The 17,738-nt window shown below is 68.4% G+C and carries 14 protein-coding genes; 12 read left to right on the top strand and 2 right to left on the bottom strand.

Features of this window, described 5'->3' with window-relative positions; translation table 11 throughout:
* Positions 1 to 79 precede the first annotated feature (79 nt).
* From OHB21_RS35285 to OHB21_RS35260, 6 genes are all read left to right on the top strand, one after another.
* Positions 80 to 436, top strand: coding sequence for a YraN family protein (locus OHB21_RS35285; RefSeq protein WP_067514124.1), 357 nt, complete (start codon positions 80 to 82; stop codon positions 434 to 436).
* Positions 436 to 1,944, top strand: a complete 1,509-nt coding sequence (locus OHB21_RS35280; RefSeq protein ID WP_067514123.1) for a YifB family Mg chelatase-like AAA ATPase — start codon at positions 436 to 438, stop codon at positions 1,942 to 1,944. Before OHB21_RS35285 ends, OHB21_RS35280 begins: the two co-directional genes overlap by 1 nt.
* Before the next feature lie 882 nt (positions 1,945 to 2,826).
* Entirely contained in the window at positions 2,827 to 4,278 is a 1,452-nt protein-coding gene (locus OHB21_RS35275; protein ID WP_195126115.1) for a site-specific integrase, read from the top strand.
* On the top strand, positions 4,275 to 6,083 hold the full coding sequence (locus OHB21_RS35270) for a hypothetical protein (RefSeq protein WP_195126116.1): 1,809 nt from the start codon (positions 4,275 to 4,277) through the stop codon (positions 6,081 to 6,083). The genes OHB21_RS35275 and OHB21_RS35270 overlap by 4 nt, the downstream gene beginning before the upstream one ends.
* Positions 6,080 to 8,284 carry an integrase gene (locus OHB21_RS35265; protein ID WP_195126117.1) on the top strand — a complete coding sequence of 735 codons (2,205 nt, stop codon included), beginning with the start codon at positions 6,080 to 6,082 and terminating at the stop codon, positions 8,282 to 8,284. The genes OHB21_RS35270 and OHB21_RS35265 overlap by 4 nt, the downstream gene beginning before the upstream one ends.
* On the top strand, positions 8,281 to 8,775 hold the full coding sequence (locus OHB21_RS35260) for a hypothetical protein (RefSeq protein ID WP_228791652.1): 495 nt from the start codon (positions 8,281 to 8,283) through the stop codon (positions 8,773 to 8,775). Before OHB21_RS35265 ends, OHB21_RS35260 begins: the two co-directional genes overlap by 4 nt.
* Before the next feature lie 24 nt (positions 8,776 to 8,799).
* On the opposite strand, the gene OHB21_RS35255 is transcribed toward OHB21_RS35260, so the two are convergent.
* On the bottom strand, positions 8,800 to 10,659 hold the full coding sequence (locus OHB21_RS35255; protein ID WP_195126118.1) for an AAA family ATPase: 1,860 nt from the start codon (positions 10,657 to 10,659) through the stop codon (positions 8,800 to 8,802).
* Positions 10,660 to 10,756: 97 nt separating this feature from the next.
* Between OHB21_RS35255 and dprA the strand changes: the two genes are divergently transcribed.
* From dprA to OHB21_RS35225, 6 genes are all read left to right on the top strand, one after another.
* Positions 10,757 to 11,728, top strand: a complete 972-nt coding sequence (gene dprA / locus OHB21_RS35250) for a DNA-processing protein DprA (protein ID WP_228791653.1) — start codon at positions 10,757 to 10,759, stop codon at positions 11,726 to 11,728.
* Between the two features lie 381 nt (positions 11,729 to 12,109).
* The gene (locus OHB21_RS35245) at positions 12,110 to 13,033 is read left to right on the top strand and encodes a tyrosine recombinase XerC (RefSeq protein ID WP_195126129.1); all 924 of its coding nucleotides are present in this window, start codon (positions 12,110 to 12,112) and stop codon (positions 13,031 to 13,033) included.
* Positions 13,034 to 13,602: 569 nt separating this feature from the next.
* A complete protein-coding gene (locus OHB21_RS35240; RefSeq protein ID WP_067514122.1) occupies positions 13,603 to 13,968 on the top strand; it encodes a YidH family protein in 366 nt (121 codons plus the stop codon).
* Positions 13,965 to 14,279 (top strand): DUF202 domain-containing protein, encoded by a 315-nt coding sequence (locus OHB21_RS35235; RefSeq protein ID WP_113974931.1) that lies wholly within the window; start codon positions 13,965 to 13,967, stop codon positions 14,277 to 14,279. The genes OHB21_RS35240 and OHB21_RS35235 overlap by 4 nt, the downstream gene beginning before the upstream one ends.
* A gap of 49 nt (positions 14,280 to 14,328) precedes the next feature.
* Positions 14,329 to 16,230, top strand: coding sequence for an alkyl/aryl-sulfatase (locus OHB21_RS35230; protein ID WP_195126119.1), 1,902 nt, complete (start codon positions 14,329 to 14,331; stop codon positions 16,228 to 16,230).
* A 53-nt stretch (positions 16,231 to 16,283) separates the two neighbouring features.
* Entirely contained in the window at positions 16,284 to 16,640 is a 357-nt protein-coding gene (locus tag OHB21_RS35225; protein WP_067513821.1) for a GatB/YqeY domain-containing protein, read from the top strand.
* Positions 16,641 to 16,646: 6 nt separating this feature from the next.
* Here the strand turns inward: OHB21_RS35225 and OHB21_RS35220 are convergent, their stop codons facing one another.
* Complete coding sequence (locus OHB21_RS35220) at positions 16,647 to 17,636, bottom strand: LysR family transcriptional regulator (protein WP_067513822.1); 990 nt, start codon at positions 17,634 to 17,636, stop codon at positions 16,647 to 16,649.
* Between the last annotated feature and the right edge of the window lie 102 nt (positions 17,637 to 17,738).

The following is a 17,738-nucleotide window of genomic DNA, read 5'->3' as shown; positions in this document are numbered from 1 at the left end:
ATCCACGGCCGTCCACAGGGCTGATGTTCGCCCAGGTCGGCGCGGCGCCGGGTCCGGGCCGGTGGGCGACGCTCGTCGGGTGGCAGACAAACAGGCGCTCGGCGCATACGGGGAGGAACTCGCGGCCCGGTATCTGGTGGCCGCGGGGATGGAGATCGTCGCGCGGAACTGGCGCTGCCGGTACGGCGAACTCGATCTGATCGCCCGCACCTCCGACACCACGGCCTTCGTCGAGGTGAAGACGCGGACCGGTTTCGGTTTCGGCACACCCGCCGAGGCGGTCACCTTCGCCAAACAGCAGCGCATCCGCAGGCTGGCGCTGCTCTGGCTGGCCGAACAGGACGGGCCGTGGCGGCGCATCCGGTTCGACGTGGTCTCGGTGCTGATCATCCGGGGGCGCCAGCCCGAGGTCCGGCACCTCGAGGCGGTGTTCTGATGGCGCTCGGGCGCGCCCACTCCGTCGCGGTCACCGGGGTGGACGGTCAACTCGTGGAGATCGAGGCCGATATCGGGCAAGGGCTGCCGTCGGTGCACCTGGTCGGGCTGCCCGACACCGCGCTCGCCGAATCCCGCGACCGGGTCCGCGCGGCCGTCGCCAACACCGGCGAGAAGTGGCCCGACGGGCGGGTAACGCTCGCGCTGTCCCCGGCGACCTTGCCCAAGAACGGCAGCGTGTACGACTTGGCGCTCGCCATCGCCGTCCTGGACGCGGCCGGTTCGGTGCCTTCGGAGCGTTTGGCGAAGACCGTCCTGCTGGGAGAGCTCGCGTTGGACGGGCGGGTGCGCCGCGTGCGCGGCGTACTGCCGGCGGTGATCGCGGCGCGCAACGCGGGCTGGACGGCCGCGATCGTGCCGGAGTCCGCGCTCGGCGAGGCGGGGCTGGTGGACGGCATCGATGTGCTCGGTGCGCCCAGCCTGCGGCAGGTGATCGCGTGGCTGCGAGGTGAGGGCGAGTTGTCCGAACCCGACGGCGTGGTGCCCGACGTCGTCACCGCGCAGGGCGATCTCAGCGAGGTGGTGGGGCAGGACGAGGCGCGATGGGCGCTCGAGGTGGCCGCGGCGGGCGGCCACCACCTGCTGCTCACCGGGCCGCCCGGGATCGGGAAAACCATGCTGGCGCAGCGGCTTCCGAGTCTGCTCCCGCCGTTGTCGGAGGCCGAGGCGCTGGAGGTGACGGCCATCCACTCGGTGGCCGGCGCGCTGTCGGGGGACCACCCGCTCGTCACCGCACCGCCGTTCGTCGCCCCGCACCACTCGACGTCGGCTACCGCCATGGTCGGCGGCGGTTCTCCGGCGGCCCGCCCGGGTGCGGTCAGCCGCGCCCATCGCGGCGTTCTGTTCCTGGACGAGTGCGCGGAGATCGGCACGAAAGTGCTGGAGGCCCTGCGCACTCCGCTGGAGGAGGGCGAGGTCAGGATCGCGCGGCGCGACGGCGTGGCCAGGTACCCGGCCCGCTTCCAGCTCGTTCTCGCGGCCAACCCGTGCCCTTGCGCGCCCGCGCGCGACGTGGACTGCATCTGCGCACCACTGGCCCGCCGCCGCTACCTGGGCAAGCTGTCCGGCCCGCTGATGGATCGCATCGACATCTGGGTGCAGATGCACGGCCAGGCCGGCGCCACGTTCAGTTCGGAGGCCGCCGAGAGCAGCGCCGTGGTCCGCGAACGCGTCGGCGCGGCCCGCGCGGCGGCGCTGCACCGCTGGCGCGAGTTCGGCTGGCGCACCAACGCCGAGGTGCCCGGACACGCACTGCGCCAACGCTTCCGCCTGCCCCGCGAATCCGTCGCCCCTGTCGAGGCGGCGCTGCGCACCGGCCGGATGTCCGCGCGCGGCGCCGACCGCGCCATCCGCGTCGCCTGGACCATCTGCGACCTGCGCGGCGGTGACGTGCCCAGCGCCCAGGACGTCATGCTGGCGTTGAACTTCCGGCAGCGAGGTGCGCAGTGAGCAGCGGTGAGGGTGCCGGGGCTGTGTCGGGTGAGGGTGTGGCGTGCGGTGGGGAAGCCGTTGCGGAGTGCATGGTGCCGGGCGGGCGGGGTGCGGGCGGGGTGACGTCCGGTGAGGTCGCGCGATGCGATGAGGAGGCCGTAGCGCGCTGCGTGTCGGGTGGGCGCGGCGATGGTGCCGCGATGGCCGGTGGTGGCGTGAGGTGCGGGGTGGACGCTGGTGCGGAGTGTGGGGGAGCGGGTGGGCGCGGTGATGCCGCGGTGCCTGGTGCGGGTGCGGGGTGCGAGGCGGTCGCTGTCGCGGAGTGCGTGGTGCGAGGCGGGCGCGGTGGTGTCGGGTTGGTGTCCGGTGGCGATGTGCGGTGCGGGGTGGACTCTGGTGCGGAGTGCGGGGTAGAGAGTGGGCGCGGTGTTCCTGCGGCGGTGCGCGGTGCTGGGCGTGATGCGGGTGCTGTCGCGGAGTGCGTGGTGACGGAAGATCGCGGGGAAGCCTCGGCGGTGTCGGGCGCGGGCGGGCGGCGTGACGCCGAGATCGGGGCGACCGTCGAAGCGGTCCCGCCCGGTACGGGGTCCACGGCCGGTGCCGTCGAGGAGCGGCGGCTGGCGTGGGTGTACCTCTCGCGTGTGGTGGAGGGGCCGTGTGCGCCGCTGTCGGCGTTGATCGAATCGGTCGGCGTGGTGGAGGCGGCCCGCGCGGTGCGGGAGCGCGAGCTGCCTGGATCGCTGCGCGGACCCACGCGGCAGCGGCGCGGGATCGATTCGGCGGCAGCGGATCTCGAAACCATGGCGCGGATCGGTGGCCGGGTGGTCACCCCCGACGACGCCGAGTTCCGTGTACGTTCCCCGTGTTGTTCAAGGTCATGTTGTGAGCTGATGGGGTGGTATGTCGGACGAGTGGATGTTGTTCTGGACTGGTCAGGGCGGGGCCGAGGGGGATCTGAGGGAGAGGGAGAGACGCCTTGGCCTGCGCGATCGGCAGCCGATTCTGGTATCTCCGGACTTCCGGGTCGACCCTCGGCTGAGCGAATTCTTCCGCCGTTCGAAATTCGCTCTACGCGCTGCGGGCACACAAGAGTCCTACGTCCTGGACTACCGATTGTTGTTCACCTTCCTGTGGCAGCGAGGACTGAACTGGGACCGAATCACCGCGGGTGACCTGGAGGACTACGAGTACTGGCGCCGCCGGGACAAGAACAATCCGCATAGGATCGGCGGCTCGAAATGGGGCCGGGAACTTGCAGCGTTCCGGATGCTCTATGACTGGGCGGTGCGACACAGGCACATGGCCGGAAGCCCGGTGGTGTTGCGCACCAAACAGCTGCCGGACGGCAGTTCCGTGGAGGTTCCGGAGCTGGCGCCGACCGATTACCGCAGCAGCAATGTGAAGTGGCTGACGCCACGCGCATACCGCGCATGGCGGGACGTCGGGTTGCGCGGCTATACCCCTGCTGGGCTGCCGAACGTGACCTGGCGGGGCCGCAACGACGGCCGCGACACCGCTTTCGCCGATTTCGTGCTCAGCAGTGGCCTGCGCCGCAGGGAGGCTGGCACGCTGCTGCTGCCCGAGCTGCCGGATACGACGACGGCGAGGCAGCGATACTACGCAGGCCATGTCGCGCGGGACGTCGCCAAACGCTCCGGTCGGTTCTATTACGTGGAGCGCAGCGTATTGAAGGCGGTGGAGGCATACTGTGTCAGCACCCGCGCCGAGGCCGTCGCTCGGGCGCAACGCACCGGGATCTACGACCGACTGCCGAACCGGCGGCTGGTCCAACACATAAGCCCCCGAGGTTCGGTCCGTTGGGTGGATGCCAGCGGCCGACTCGGCATGGGCACATTGGACACCCTCGATGACCTGGACCGGCTGGACCTCTACATCGAGGGTGAGAACGGACTTGAGCCCCTGGCGGTCTGGTTGACCGAGTCGGGCTTGCCGATGCGCTACCGCTCCTGGAACAGGGTGTTCGGCCTGGCGAACGCTCGCTGTCAGGCGCAGGGCATGCGGGTGTTCTGCTCTCCCCACATGCTCCGGCATTCGTTCGCCTTGCAGCAGTTGATCTCTCTGCACTACGCGCTGGATCGTCGGCTCGGGCTGACACCGTCCGAACGCAAGTACTACGAAACCGTCTACGGCAACGTCTGGACGATGGTGAAGGACCTCCTCGGCCATGCGTCGGAGGAAACCACGAAGAACGTCTACCTCGAACCCGTCCGCGGTTTGCAGCTCGACACTCTGCTCAACGACACCCCAGCCGAGGACACGGACGAGCTGCTGGCACGCCTCGCGGAGCAGACCGGCCTGGTCCTCGATGTTTCCGCGGCGGCCACCGCGTGAGCCCGGGCAAACGCGCCGTGCTGCCGCCCGGCGGCTATCGGCGGCCGAGCAATGTGTCCGCTGACGGCCTGGTGGTCGATGTCGTCGCCGAAGACGGCGAACATCTCGGCGTCATCGATTTCCGCGACGCCGCGGGCCCGGAGGAGCTGCGGCGCGAGCTGGTTGCTGGGTTTGCTCGCCAGTGCTCATCAACGGGCACCTGGACCCGCTACTACTCCTGCCGGAAATACGGGGGTTTGCTCAAACGCTTCCTGGCGTTCGCCGCTGAGTTGGACGCCCCGCCCCAGCGGGTTGCGGAGATCACGCCGGCCGCCTGGTCCCAGTGGCTGATATCCGGTCGCGGCTGGGGCCATGGCGGTCAGCTGGTTGTTCGGCAGATCCTGAACGCAGCGGCGGAACTGCCTGCCGACACTCGGCAGGCGATGTCCACACGGACGCGGAAAACCGCTCGTCCCAAGCAGGTCGAGGCATACACCCTGGCCGAGTTCAAGGTGATCCGAAGCCTGGTCCGCCACACGGCACACCGAATCGAACAGCGCATCACTGCGGGGCGAGAACTGCTCACCCGCTACCGCGGCGGCGAGTTCCCCGCGGACAGCAAGGACGGTCAGGTCGGCGCGCTCCTGGACCAGATCGCCCGCACCGGCGATGTCGACCGCTACGCGGACGGACAGCTCCACGAGCGAGTGCGGCGCGTCTGCCGACGGGTCTCCGGCGGCTATCAAGGGGTCATACAGATGCTGTTCCCGTCCGGCCGCGAAATCGGCGCGTTGGCCACGCTGCTGATCTGCGAAGAAGGATGGAATCTGTCGGTGCTCGAGACGATGGAGGTCCCGGACTTCCGGCCCGACGGCGGCATAGGCGACGTCGAGATCCACCGGGTCTCCACCGTCAAACATCGGCGTCCCGCTGGGCGCAAACACGCCAGCAACAACCTGGTCGATCTCGGCCAAGGCTCACCGGGACACGCTCTGCGCCAGGTGATCGCCATCACCAACCCGACACGGGAGTCCCTAGAGACGCTAGGCCAGCCGACCCGCCGCCTACTGGTCGGCCACCGGATCAATCGCAGCGGATCCGATCGGTCGCCCTGGCTGATCGGCGCCCCCAAACACGCGATCGGCATCTGGGCCGAGACCCTTTGCCTGGAATCACCGCACGGAGGACCGTTGAAGGTCAACGGAATTCGTCTGCGTCGCACCCACCAAGCACTGTTCGGCGGTCCACGGCAGAACACCCAACGCATCCACGAGGACGTCTATCTGCTGCGCAACGCCGTCGTCCGCGAAGAATCTACCGAAATCGTCGCGACCGGCTTGCAGAATGCGGTCGACCACGCCCAAGCCACAGTCAAAATGCGGCTGCTGCGATCGTCACCGGATCCGGGCACCGCCGAACTCGCCGCCCTCGCCCAACAGGCCGGAATGCCGCTGGACCGCGCCCGCGAACTCGTCGCCGGCAACCTGGACACCGCCACTGGTGCCTGCCGGGACTTCGAGCACAGCCCCTTCACCCCGGACGGACCCTGCGCGGCGTCGTTCCTGCAATGCTTCGCCTGCGACAACGCAGTGGCCACCTCGCAGCACCTGCCACGCATCACCTACCTGCACGAGGCGCTATCCAACCTGCGATCGGCGGTCAGCCCGGCGGCCTGGGCAGCGGACTGGGCCGCGCATTACTCGCGAGTCAGCGACATGCTGCTGCGACACACAACGCTTGCCGAGCGGACCGAACTCCGCAGTCGCGCAACCGATCGCGATCGTGTGCTGATCGATCAACTGCTGAGCCGGAGGCTCGACGCATGACCAGTCCGCTCCATCACGGCCGCGACCGCCTCATTGATCCCCACCCAGCCACCGCGGTCCTTCCCGCCGAACTCGTGAGGCCAGGCATCACCGACACCGGACTCCCGCGATTCGGTGACGCTTCATGGCAACTGAGTTACCTCAACCCCAAAGGCACCGCGGGCAGCACGGCCCTGAACTGGAACCAGATCCCCGCGCGATTCCGCAACACCATCAAGCGCCTGACCTGGGCATTGCTCAACATACCCACGCCGGACGTGATCTTGACACGCCCCGGATCCACCACACGGCCGCGGCTGACGCCCAGCAGCATCCAGCACACGGTCAAAGCATGGAAACAGTTCGCCACCTGGTTGGAAAGCCTCCAGATCACGCGACTGGCCGACGTCGACACCGCGACGCTGGCCGACTACGCAGTCACCCTGCGCGACGACGGCCGCAGCCGCAACTACGCCGCCCGCCAACTGATGGCCCTGACCCGAATTTGGGCCTACTCGCCGCACCTGCTCCCGGCCGACCGCATTCCGATGCCACCCTGGGACGAATACGGCGTAGACGACTACCTGGTCGCGCCCGAGAACACCAAAGGCCGCAACCGCCGAGTCCCGATTCATCCGGCCACCATGTCACCGTTGCTGGTCTGGGCACTGCGGTTCGTCACCGACCTGGCCGCCGACATCTTCGCTGCCCGCGACGCGCGAGCACAGCTGCTGGCCCACAGCCCGTCCGAGCCAGGGCCCGACGACACTCAGATCCTGAAGAACTACTTCGACCGCTTGCGGGCCACCGGCCAGCCGATCCCCGGAACCGGCAAGCCGCTCTCACCGAACCGACGTCGCCGCGAACCAGACCACGATCAGGGCCGACACAGCGTCGACATCCGCTATATCGCCAGCGTTCTCGGAATCCACGCCCCAACGGCCCAGCGCTTCGTTTCCAACCACCTCCGCCGCAAATGGCCCGAACTGACGGTCTCCACCCGAGCAGATCTGGCCATCACAATCACCGGCCGCGTCAACGACCGGCGATGGGTCGACGGCATCAGCCTGAGCGAGGTTCCGACGCTGCTCCTGCACCTGAACACTGCCTGCCTGATCGTCATCGCCTACCTCTCGGGCATGCGCCCCGAGGAAGTCCTCCACCTGCAACACGGCTGCTGCACCCCGGTCGGCGGCGGTGACAACGGCACCGTCCGATATCGAATCGCCGGACGGCATTTCAAGGGCGTCACCGACGAGGACGGCAACACTCGTCTCGACGGGGAGGTCCGCGAACATCCGTGGACCGTGATCGCGCCAGTCGCCGCCGCGATCGCCGCCCTGGAACAATTGACCGAGGAAGGCGGACTCTTGTTTCCCGCCGTCACAGACGGCATCCAGCGCACCGGCGACCCCGGCGCCTGGCGCGGCGACGGCTTGACACCCGGCACCGCCGCCAACCGGATCGAGCGGTTCATCACGTTCGTCAACAACCTCGCCGACCAGCACGGCCGCCACCACGAATTCGTTCCCGCCGATCCCGCAGGCGGCGTTGTCATGTCGCGGTTCCGGCAGACCGTCGGCTGGTTCATCAACCGGCTTCCCGGAGGCCGCGTCGCCCTCGGCATCCAATACGGCCACCTCGAACTGACCATGAGCGAGGGCTACGGCTCCCGCGCGGGCACCAACCTCCTGGAAGTCCTCGACTTCGAGCGAGCACGCACCCTCGCCGACACTCTCGCCCAGGCCGCCGACCGGCTCAGCGCCGGCGAACACGTCAGCGGCCCCGCCGCCGAACGCTACAAAGCTAGCGCCGCCGAATTCCAACACAGCTACCAGGGAAAACACCTCTCCGACCGACAGCACCGGGCCATACTCAACAACCCCCGCCTGCGCGTGTTCGACCACGAAGACACATTGCTGGCCTGCAACCACAACCCACTCACCGCGCTCTGCGACCCAGACCGCGGCAAACCCAATCGCTCCGTCGCCACGCCCAGCTTCGACCGCTGCAAGGCTGCCTGCGCGAACATCGCCCGAACCGACACTCACATCGACCGTGCACGCCGCGAAATCGCCAGTCTGCAAGACGAAATCGACTCCGGCCTGAACCCGCACCCCATCCAGCAACGCCAACGGCAGCGACAACAGGCTCTACTTCACATCATCGACCAGCACGACCACGGCAATCCTGACCCCACACCCACGGAGCCACACCGGTGAACGCCCCTGCGCACCAAAGCGAACCAACCACCCAACTTGCCTCCACCATCGGCCAACTGCTGGCCGAGGCCAGCGCCGCCACAGGCGAAAGAAACCACGCCGACGCACAGGAGATCATCGCGATCACCGAGGCGATGATGAGACTGCTGGCCGGCGTTCCACTCCGCTCCGACGGCAAGCTGACCATCAAGTCGCTCGCCGCCGAAGCCGGGCTCCTCCGCAACAAGCTCACACACAAACACACCGGCCTGAAAGACCTATTCAACGCCCTGGTCAGGGCGCAGAACATGCGGCCCGCTATCGCGGATGACCTGCACCACGACAACTGCCAGCTACGGAACAAGCTTGCAGACGTCATCGCCGAGCGAGACGCTCTGAGGACGAGCAACCAGCGGTTCGCCCGAACCATTCACATCCTGGAACTCGAAAACCAGCAACTTCGAGAATCGACATCTGGTCACAACAACGTGCGGCTGCTACGCGACAGCTGAGATCGAATTAGGTGACCATCCATCTTACAGCAGCTGATTCAATCGGTTGAAGAGATCTTGAAATCGGTCGCGGGTTGCATCATCGATCTGATCGAGGAGATTCCCAGGGGAGCGCATCAGATGGTTGGCCGGCTGGTAATGGTCAAAACGTCCTCCATGAAGCGCTTCAACCTGCTTGACGATTCTTCCGCCTCCATTGAGTTTGGACTTCGCGAAGCGGCCGACCTTCGAGGCGCTCAGCAGTTTCAAATACCAGCTGACATCGAAAAGGTCCTCAATGTCAGCTTCACTGGTGCCAGTGATCTCGGTCAGATAGACGAGGTTCCTGTTCTCAAGAAGTCCGCGGGTTGCAAGCTGCGCAATTCGCTGGTTTCCGCCAGCGGCCACATCCATCAGAACGGCGACCGAAAGGTCACTACCGCCGAACAAGGACACAAAGGAGGGCACCTTGTCCAAGCCGCCGACGGGAGTAATGGTCCATCGAGGATCCAGGGGAACGCCTCCGGCCCGCCGGACAACATCGCTCATGATGGACAAGTACACGACATCCGAAGGTCCTTCGACGAGTAGCTGCTCTTTTCCGATGACCAACGTCTGCGTCATATCGACCCCAAGGGCACCCAGGAGCGGATACACCGTATCCGATCGGGCCTTCCAGATGTCTTGGCTAATCTGAGTGCCGTCGTTATTGATGTCTTCTACTGTCCGACAGCGTTCGAGCTTCGTCGGCTGAATCATGAATAGCGAGTGTGTTGAGTAGATGACCTGATGGTAAGGAGCGAGCTGTTCCTCGATATAGCGCAGCAGATCGGCCTGAGCTTTGGCATGCAAGTTCAACCCAGGCTCGTCGAGGAGGATAATGCGGCGCGACGCGTGGTTGGCATACTCCGAGAACGCAACCAAGAACGAGAAAAACCAGATAAAACCCTTCGACCGGCCACCCATACCGAGTGTTACCCGGTGCCGCTGGTTCTTTATGCGGATCTTGAGCCAGGGGACGGTCCGATTCGGATTATTTGGTGTCGGCTCCTTTCTCGGATCGATGTCGAGTTCTACCAGCAAGTCCGAGTTCTGCTGCCAGTACTCGAACAACTGGTCGGTCAATTCGTTGGCAGCCGACTCAAGCGCTGCTTTGCGGCTCTCATACTCGTCTTCGGTGAAGTCTGCCGTCTCGACACCGGCGAGGCGAAGCAACGCGAGTGCGGTGCGCTCTTCTGGCCTGAGATCAGCCTCGGGAACGTTCTGAAGGCGTTCGATCGACACCTCGTCGGGCAATACATTGTACTCATCGAAGTACTGAAATTCCGGCAGCCGCTCGGCGACAATGGCTCGGACCTCGGCGCTTAGATCCCGCTCATCCAAGTCATCGGCCAGTGACACCGCCGCGTCCGCGTCTGCATCGGCGCGCAAAGCGGCGATGAACTCGTCTATGTTATTAGCTGCATATCGACTCGAATCCAGCCCGGCCTTTTCCGCGAGGTGCTTGGCCGCTGCAAATTCGTCCACCGCGATGCCGAAGTATCGCGTCTTTGACGAATATTTCTTGCATACGGTAACGGTTTTGCGCGTGAGGGCTTTCGGGCCAAACAGGTTGGCGATTTCTTCGATGTCGGGTTGCTCCAACTCGAACGTCGCTTTGATCGGCTCGACGCTCGGAATGGTTGCCTTGTCCCTAGACCTATACCGACGCGGATAGTCATACAGTTCGTCGAAGTCGGTCGGATGACCACTGGAGAGCGGATTGAGTCGGTAGAGAGCCTCAAGGCTGGCAGTCTTACCTGACTCGTTCTTTCCGACCAAGGCTGTGACATCTCCAGCGAGGTCAAACTCCGTCGAGTTTGTTACGCTCTTAAACTTCGTAATACGAGCGGCCACCAGCCGCATGGCATCCCCTCTTTCTGTCTTGCCACCGTTGATGGCCCCTCTGACCGCGATCCACGAGAGTACTCCCGTCGACCGACATCGTCGCCCCGTTTCCCGCATGTCCGCCTCTCTCGGCAAGCTCGTGGGCAACACGGCAGGACTTGACACGGAACCGGAGTGGCCCGCATGGCGCCTGCTCGGGCTGGGCCAGCTCGACACGGGTCGGGACGCGGAAGGCGCGGTGCCGCTGGTGCTCTGGGTGCGCGGGCCGCGGTCGCTGCTGGAATCCAGTGAGCGCGCGCTGGCCGTGGTCGGCGCGCGGTGCAGTACCGGGTACGGCGATCGCGTAGCCGCCGAGATCGCCGGCGACTTGGCGGCACAAGGGTGGACCATCGTCTCCGGCGCGGCGTTCGGCATCGACGCGATGGCGCACCGCGCGGCGCTGGCCGTGGGCGGTCCCACCATCGCGGTGCTGGCCTGCGGCGTCGACCGGCCCTACCCGGCCCAGCACGACCGCCTGCTGAGCGCGATCGCCGACACCGGCCTGGTGGTCAGCGAATACCCACCCGGCGTACCCGCCCGCAAGCATCATTTCCTGGCCAGGAATCGCCTCATCGCGGCCCTCGCCGACGGCGTGCTCGTCGTGGAAGCCGGGCTGCGCAGCGGTGCGCGCAACACCGTGAAATGGGCGCGCCGCCTGGGCCGCCCGGCCTTGGCGATCCCCGGGCCCGTCACCTCGCTGTCGTCCACCGGCTGTCACCGCATGATCCGCGACGGCGAAGCACACCTGGTCACCTCGGCCGAAGACGTGATCGACGAAGCGGGCCCGCTGCACCTGGCGCTGCCGGGTGTCGCGCCCGCGGCCCCGGACATCCCGGCCGGCCTCGCGGGCGATCAAGCCACCGTCTACGCGGCCCTGCCCGCCGTCGGCTCCCGCCTCCCCAACGAACTCCTCCGCACCACCGGCCTGCCCCTCCACACCATCCGCGCCGCGCTGGTCGCGATGGAACTCGCGGGCTTGGTCGGCCTGGACGAAACGGGCTGGCACCGAACCGAGCCCAGCCGAAGCGTGCGCGGGAGGACCGGCTGATGAACGTTCTGACCGTCTTCGGCGCGACGTTGTGGCGCGCGCTCGCGCAGGCATGCTCGGTGGCGGGTGCGGCGCCCGCAACCGTGGCGCGAGACCGGTGGTCGTTCGCGCGCAACGGCTGGCGTCCGCCGGTTCACGATGCTCCCGGCATCCAGACCGGTCTTCACGACGAGCGCAGCTGTGCGGACTTGCGGGATCGACCGCGGGTGGACGCGCGCCGCGAGTCCGAAAGCGGTGACCGATGTGCACCGGGAGCGGATCGCCGTGCCGATCGCGCGGCCGTACGAGCCGGTGGACGCGATCTTCGCGGCTTCCGACCGTGGTGGCGGCGGTTCGGCGCGTGGGCTTGCCAAGCGGTGCGGTGGGCGCGACGGTGGTGGGGTGGAGTCACTGCCGGAGGATCTGGAAGCGCTGCTGACCGAGTACGGACGGCATCTGCGGCTGGGGCGGAACCGGTCGGAGCACACGGTGCGCGCCTACCTGGGGGACGCGCGGTCGCTGATGGCGCACCTGTACACGCGGTCGGCGGATTCGTCGGTGCGGGAACTGGATCTGGGCCTGCTGCGGTCCTGGCTGGCGGAGCTGGCGGCCAAGGGCGCGGCCCGCACCACGATGGCGCGGCGAGCGTCCTCGGCGCGGACGTTCACGGCGTGGCTGACCGACACCGGACGGCTGAGCGCCGACCCGGGTCTGCGGCTGGGCGCGCCGAAGGCGCACCGCACGCTGCCCGCCGTCCTCGGCAGGCAACAGGCGATCGAGGCCATGGACGCGGCGGAATCCGGTGCGGCCCAGCACGATCCGATGGCGTTGCGGGACCGGCTCATCGTGGAGCTGTTGTACGCGACGGGCATCCGGGTGGGCGAGCTGTGCGGGCTGGACATCGACGACGTGGACCGGGAACGCCGGCTGATCCGGGTGCTGGGCAAGGGCAACAAGGAGCGCTCGGTCCCGTTCGGCGGCCCCGCCGATCAGGCGATGGGGGAGTGGCTGCACCACGGCCGCCCGGCGCTGGCGACGGCGCACTCGGGCCGCGCCCTGCTCCTCGGCCGCCGCGGCAAGCGCCTCGACCAGCGGCAGGCGAGAACCGTGGTACACGAGGTCGTCTCGGCGATCCCGGGGGCGCCGAGCATCGCCCCGCACGGCCTGCGCCACAGCGCCGCGACGCACCTGCTGGAGGGCGGGGCGGATCTGCGCGTCGTGCAGGAACTCCTCGGCCACGCCAGCATGGCGACGACCCAGCTCTACACCCACGTGTCGATCGAACGACTCAAGAAGGTGCACGACCAGGCCCACCCGCGCGCCTGAACGAAGGCGGGGCGCCGACTCCTACGGTGCCCGAACGCGATCGGGCGGACCAGAACCGGGCGACCCCGGTATCCGATGGGCGGAGGACTCCGGCGCAGTCCGGCAGCACGGGCGTCGGCCGCGAGCGGATCATCGAACCGGGCCGTGAGATCGACGGCCTGCACCACCAGACGCTCACTCGCACCCCGCGCCACCTCGAGCGCGACGGCGTGGTGGCACGCACCGCGGATCCGGTGGTGCCCTCGCCCGCTGACCACAGAGGGTTCCTCGGGACGGCGTCGGCGGTCCTGAAACGTGGGCGGGTCACGCGCGCCCGCATGCCGATGCGCAGTTCACCGGCCCGCAAGCGGCGTGAAAACCGGTGGTCACCGGCATGGTGGACGCGTCGGCGAGGCTCGTGGACGGCCGTCCGGTCTGCCGTTAGTCTGGCGTTGCGGTCGGTTTGCCCGCGGCCCGGAACGGACCAGAGACGGAGTGATTCCCGTGCATCCTGGCGACGGTGTGGTCACCACGGAGGTGGCCCGCGCATGGTTGGGCGAGCCGGCGTTCGAATTCCCCGTGGGTGCGCGATGACGTTGCCCGACGTGGGTTCGGAATCGGAGGACGGCGAGGACGTCATCGACTACCGCTTCACCCTCGCCAACGAACGCACGTTCCTCGCGTGGATGCGCACCTCGCTCGGCTTGTTGGCCGGTGGCGTCGCCGTGCACACCCTGGTGCAGAGCTTCGAGCTCGCGGGGCTGCGCCGCGCGCTGGCCGTGAGCTGCGTCGTGCTCGCGGTGATCGTGGCCGTCGGCGCGTACTTCAACTGGCGGCGGGTCGGACGGGCCATGCGGCGCGGTGATCCGCTGCCGGAAACCCTGCTGGTGCCGATACTTTCGGCGGGCGTCGGGGTCGTCGCCGTCCTCGCGGGCGTGGCGGTGCTGCTGCGATGAGCATCCGCGATTCCACTCTGGTCCCGGAGCGCACCGCGCTCGCCTGGCGGCGCACCGCGCTCGGCGCGGTGGTCGTGGCCGCGCTGTTCGTCGCCTACGCGCTCACCAGCGGGTGGCGCGGCGCCGCGCTCGCCCCGATCGCCGCCGCGCTCACGCTGGTCGCCGTCGCCGTCGCCGGCATGGTGCGCAGCCACCGCCTGCGCACCGGGCACCGCGACCGGGCGAACCGCGTCGTCGCCGCGACGACGGTGGCCGTGCTGTTCGCCGGCGGTGTCGCGACCTATGTGGGGGCGGTGCAACCACCGGGCTGAGCGGATCGGGGGCTGTGGACGGGTAACGGCACGGATCGAGGAGGACACGATGGGTGAGGTGACCCGGCCGAGCGACGCGATCGTCGCCCGGCAGCGGCGCGCGGCGGAGGAACTGCCCTTCACCGACGAGACCGACCGCGCCGACGCCGACCGCGGGTTCGTCGCGGCGCTGGAACCGGGCGCGGTCACCTCCGAGGACGGTTCGGTGGTGTGGGACAACGACTCCTACGCGTTCCTGCGTGAACCCTACCCCGATTCGGTGCACCCGAGCCTGTGGCGGCAGTCCGGCCTCGCGGCGAAGCAGGGCCTGTTCGAGGTGACGGCGGGGATCTATCAGATCCGGGGACTGGACCTGTCGAACATGACGCTGGTCGAAGGGGAGCGGGGCGTGATCGTCATCGACCCGCTGGTGTCCCTGGAGACGGCCGCGGCCGGGCTCCGGCTGTATCGCGCGCATCGCGGTGACCGGCCGGTCACCGGGCTGGTCTACACCCATTCGCACGTCGATCACTTCGGCGGCGCGTTGGCCGTCGCCGCGCCGGAGGACGCCACGTCGGGCCGGATTCCGGTGATCGCGCCCGTCGGCTTCCTCGAACACGCCGTGTCGGAGAACGTCTTCGCGGGCCCGGCCATGGCGCGCCGCGCCGCCTACATGTACGGGGCGGTGTTGCCGCGCGGTCCGCTGGGACAGGTGGGTGCCGGTCTCGGCCAGACCAATTCGCTCGGCTCGGTCACTCTCATCGCACCGACCGTCGACATCACCGAGACCGGGCAGGAGCTCACCGTCGACGGTGTGCGGATGATCTTCCAGCTCACCCCGGGCACCGAGGCGCCCGCGGAGATGAACTTCTACTTCCCCGACCACCGGGCGCTGTGCACCGCCGAGAACGCCACCCACACCCTGCACAACCTACTGACCTTGCGCGGCGCGCAGGTGCGCGACCCGCACGCGTGGGCGGCCTACCTCACCGAGACGATCACCCTGTTCGGCCACCGCTCCGACGTGGTGTTCGCCTCGCACCACTGGCCGGTGTGGGGTACCGACCGGCTGGTGGAATACCTCGGCCTGCAACGGGATCTGTACGGGTACCTGCACGACCAGACGGTGCGCCTGCTGAACCAGGGCTACGTCGGGGCCGAGATCGCCGAACAGCTCGCGCTGCCGCCCGCGCTGGAGCGGGCGTGGCACGCGCGCGGGTACTACGGCTCGGTGAACCACAACGTCAAAGCGATCTACCAGCGCTATCTGGGCTGGTTCGACGGCAACCCGGCGCACCTGTGGCCGCACCCGCCGGTCGAATCCGCCCGCCGTCACGTGGAATTCATGGGCGGCGCCGAGGAGGTGCTGCGCAAGGCGCGCAAGTCGTACGCGGACGGCGATTTCCGGTGGGTCGCGCAGGTCGTCGACTACGTGGTGTTCGCCGATCCGCACAACGACGAGGCCAAGGATCTGCTCGCCGCCACCTACGAACAACTCGGCTACGGCGCGGAGAACGCCACCTGGCGCAACTTCTACCTCAGCGGCGCCTACGAATTGCGGTACGGATCGTTCGGCACGCCCACGAGCACCGACGCGCCGTCGGTGCTGGCCGCGCTCACGGTCGAGCAGATCTTCGACGCGCTGGCGCTGCGCGTGGACGGCCCGAAGGCGTGGGAAGCCCGGGTGGTGACCGACTGGCGCTTCACCGACGAGGAGCGCGTCCACCGGGTGGAACTGCGCAACGGCAGGCTCAGCCACTACGACAAGCCCGCCGAGGTGCCGCTGCCCGCTCCCGACACCGAGTTCACGCTCACCCGTCCCACGCTGATCCGCGTGCTGCTCGCGGGGGAGGACTTCGGCGTCGCCGTCGCCGCGGGCGACATCGTGATCGACGGCGACCCCACCACGCTCGCCGCGCTGGTGAGCATGCTCGACGAACCCGACCCGGATTTCGCGATCGTCACGCCCTGACCACCCTTCCGGGCGGGCTCGTCCCGCCGCCCGGCGCACGATCGGAGGAATCCATGTCCACCTACCGCACCCTGCCCTTACGGGACCGGCTTCGCGCCGCGCTGCCCGCGGCGATCAAAGCGCGCGACGGAGCGGCCATCTCGGCGCTGCGCTCGGCGCTGGGCGCAATCGACAACGCCGGCGCCGTCGACCTCGGTGACCGGCGCGCCGGCGCCCTCGAGGGCAGCCCCGTCGGCGTGGGCAGCGCGGAGGTCGCGCGGCGCACCCTCAGCGAATCCGACATCGAAGCCGTCGTCCGCGCCGAGATCGCCGAACGCCGTTCCGCCGCCACCGAATACGACGCTAGCGGCAGCGCCGACCGGGCCGGGCGCCTGCGTGCCGAGGCCGACGCCCTCGAATCCCACCTCTGAGCGCGGTCAGGTCCCCACGCCGAACAGCGCGCGATCGGCGTCGGGGACCCAGCACTCGGCCGCCTCGTCGCGGTTGTAGTGCTCCGCGAAGTGCGCCACGAGATGCGCCAGCCCGGGGTGCCCGTTGGTGCTGTCCCACAGCAGCGCGTGCGGGTACGCGGGGGTCGGATCCACGATCGGCACCCGCCGCAAGTGCGGATGCCAGGGATTATGGAACCCGTCGCCGCTGAACGTCGCGAGGTGATCGGAGGTCGCGATCAGATCCACGAGCGCCGTGATGGGCGCGGGCCCGCGGCTGGTGTCGACGGCGGTGAACCGCTCCGCTCGCGCGGCCGTGTCGATCGTGATGCCGCCGGCCTCCGCCAGGCGCTCGTAGAAGTCGCGCCATTCCGACGGCACCGACGCGCCGGGCACCCACACCGGGTGGTCCCGCAGATCGTCCAGCGCGACAGCTGATTTCCCCGCGAGCGGATGCTCGCGGCCGACCAGCAGGTGCAGCGGCTCCACATACGCCGCCACCGCGTGGATACGCCGCGGAAGTGGCCGCGGACCGCCGTGCGCGCGGGCGAACGCCGCGTCGGCGCGCCCGCTGAGCAGCGCCTCCCGCGAGGTGTTGAACGCGTTGGACAGCACGATCTCGGTGTCGGTCTCGGGATGCCGGTCGAGGTAGTACCGCACCGAGCGCATCGTGGCCTGCCGCTCGCCCAGCATCGCCACCCGCAGCGGGCGCGGGTCGGCGCGCACGGCGGCGACCGCGTCGTCGGCGAGCGCCAGCAGCGACCGCGCGTGCGGGAGCAGCCGCGCGCCGGCCCTGGTGGGCACGATCCCGGCGGGTACCCGGTCGAAGAGCGGCACACCCAGGTCGGTCTCGAGTTTCGCGATCCGCTTCGACACCGCCTGCTGGCTGATGCCGAGCACGGCGGCGGCGAGGCTGAACTGTCGCTCCTCCGCCGCGGCGGTGAACGCGCGGAGCGCGCCGAGGTCGAGTTCGGTCATCGGCCCTCGAAGTACAACGTTTGGTTGTTCATGAGTGCGTGTCCCTTGTTCGACGGGCGGCATTCTTGCTGGTCGGATTGACCTCGTTTCCAGCGTGAATAT

Origin of the sequence: Nocardia puris (assembly GCF_036051655.1) — a bacterium.
Classification (GTDB): Bacteria; Actinomycetota; Actinomycetes; order Mycobacteriales; family Mycobacteriaceae; genus Nocardia; species Nocardia puris.
This window is presented reverse-complemented; position numbering and strand designations above follow the sequence as displayed.

Excerpts from the sequence above, each read along its gene's own strand:
- OHB21_RS35280 (WP_067514123.1), top strand. The coding sequence starts at position 436 with ATGGCGCTCGGGCGCGCCCACTCCGTCGCGGTCACCGGGGTGGACGGT.
- OHB21_RS35275 (WP_195126115.1), top strand. The coding sequence starts at position 2,827 with ATGTCGGACGAGTGGATGTTGTTCTGGACTGGTCAGGGCGGGGCCGAG.
- OHB21_RS35265 (WP_195126117.1), top strand. The coding sequence starts at position 6,080 with ATGACCAGTCCGCTCCATCACGGCCGCGACCGCCTCATTGATCCCCAC.
- OHB21_RS35255 (WP_195126118.1), bottom strand. The coding sequence starts at position 10,659 with ATGCGGCTGGTGGCCGCTCGTATTACGAAGTTTAAGAGCGTAACAAAC.
- dprA (WP_228791653.1), top strand. The coding sequence starts at position 10,757 with ATGTCCGCCTCTCTCGGCAAGCTCGTGGGCAACACGGCAGGACTTGAC.
- OHB21_RS35240 (WP_067514122.1), top strand. The coding sequence starts at position 13,603 with ATGACGTTGCCCGACGTGGGTTCGGAATCGGAGGACGGCGAGGACGTC.
- OHB21_RS35235 (WP_113974931.1), top strand. The coding sequence starts at position 13,965 with ATGAGCATCCGCGATTCCACTCTGGTCCCGGAGCGCACCGCGCTCGCC.
- OHB21_RS35230 (WP_195126119.1), top strand. The coding sequence starts at position 14,329 with ATGGGTGAGGTGACCCGGCCGAGCGACGCGATCGTCGCCCGGCAGCGG.
- OHB21_RS35225 (WP_067513821.1), top strand. The coding sequence starts at position 16,284 with ATGTCCACCTACCGCACCCTGCCCTTACGGGACCGGCTTCGCGCCGCG.
- OHB21_RS35220 (WP_067513822.1), bottom strand. The coding sequence starts at position 17,636 with ATGACCGAACTCGACCTCGGCGCGCTCCGCGCGTTCACCGCCGCGGCG.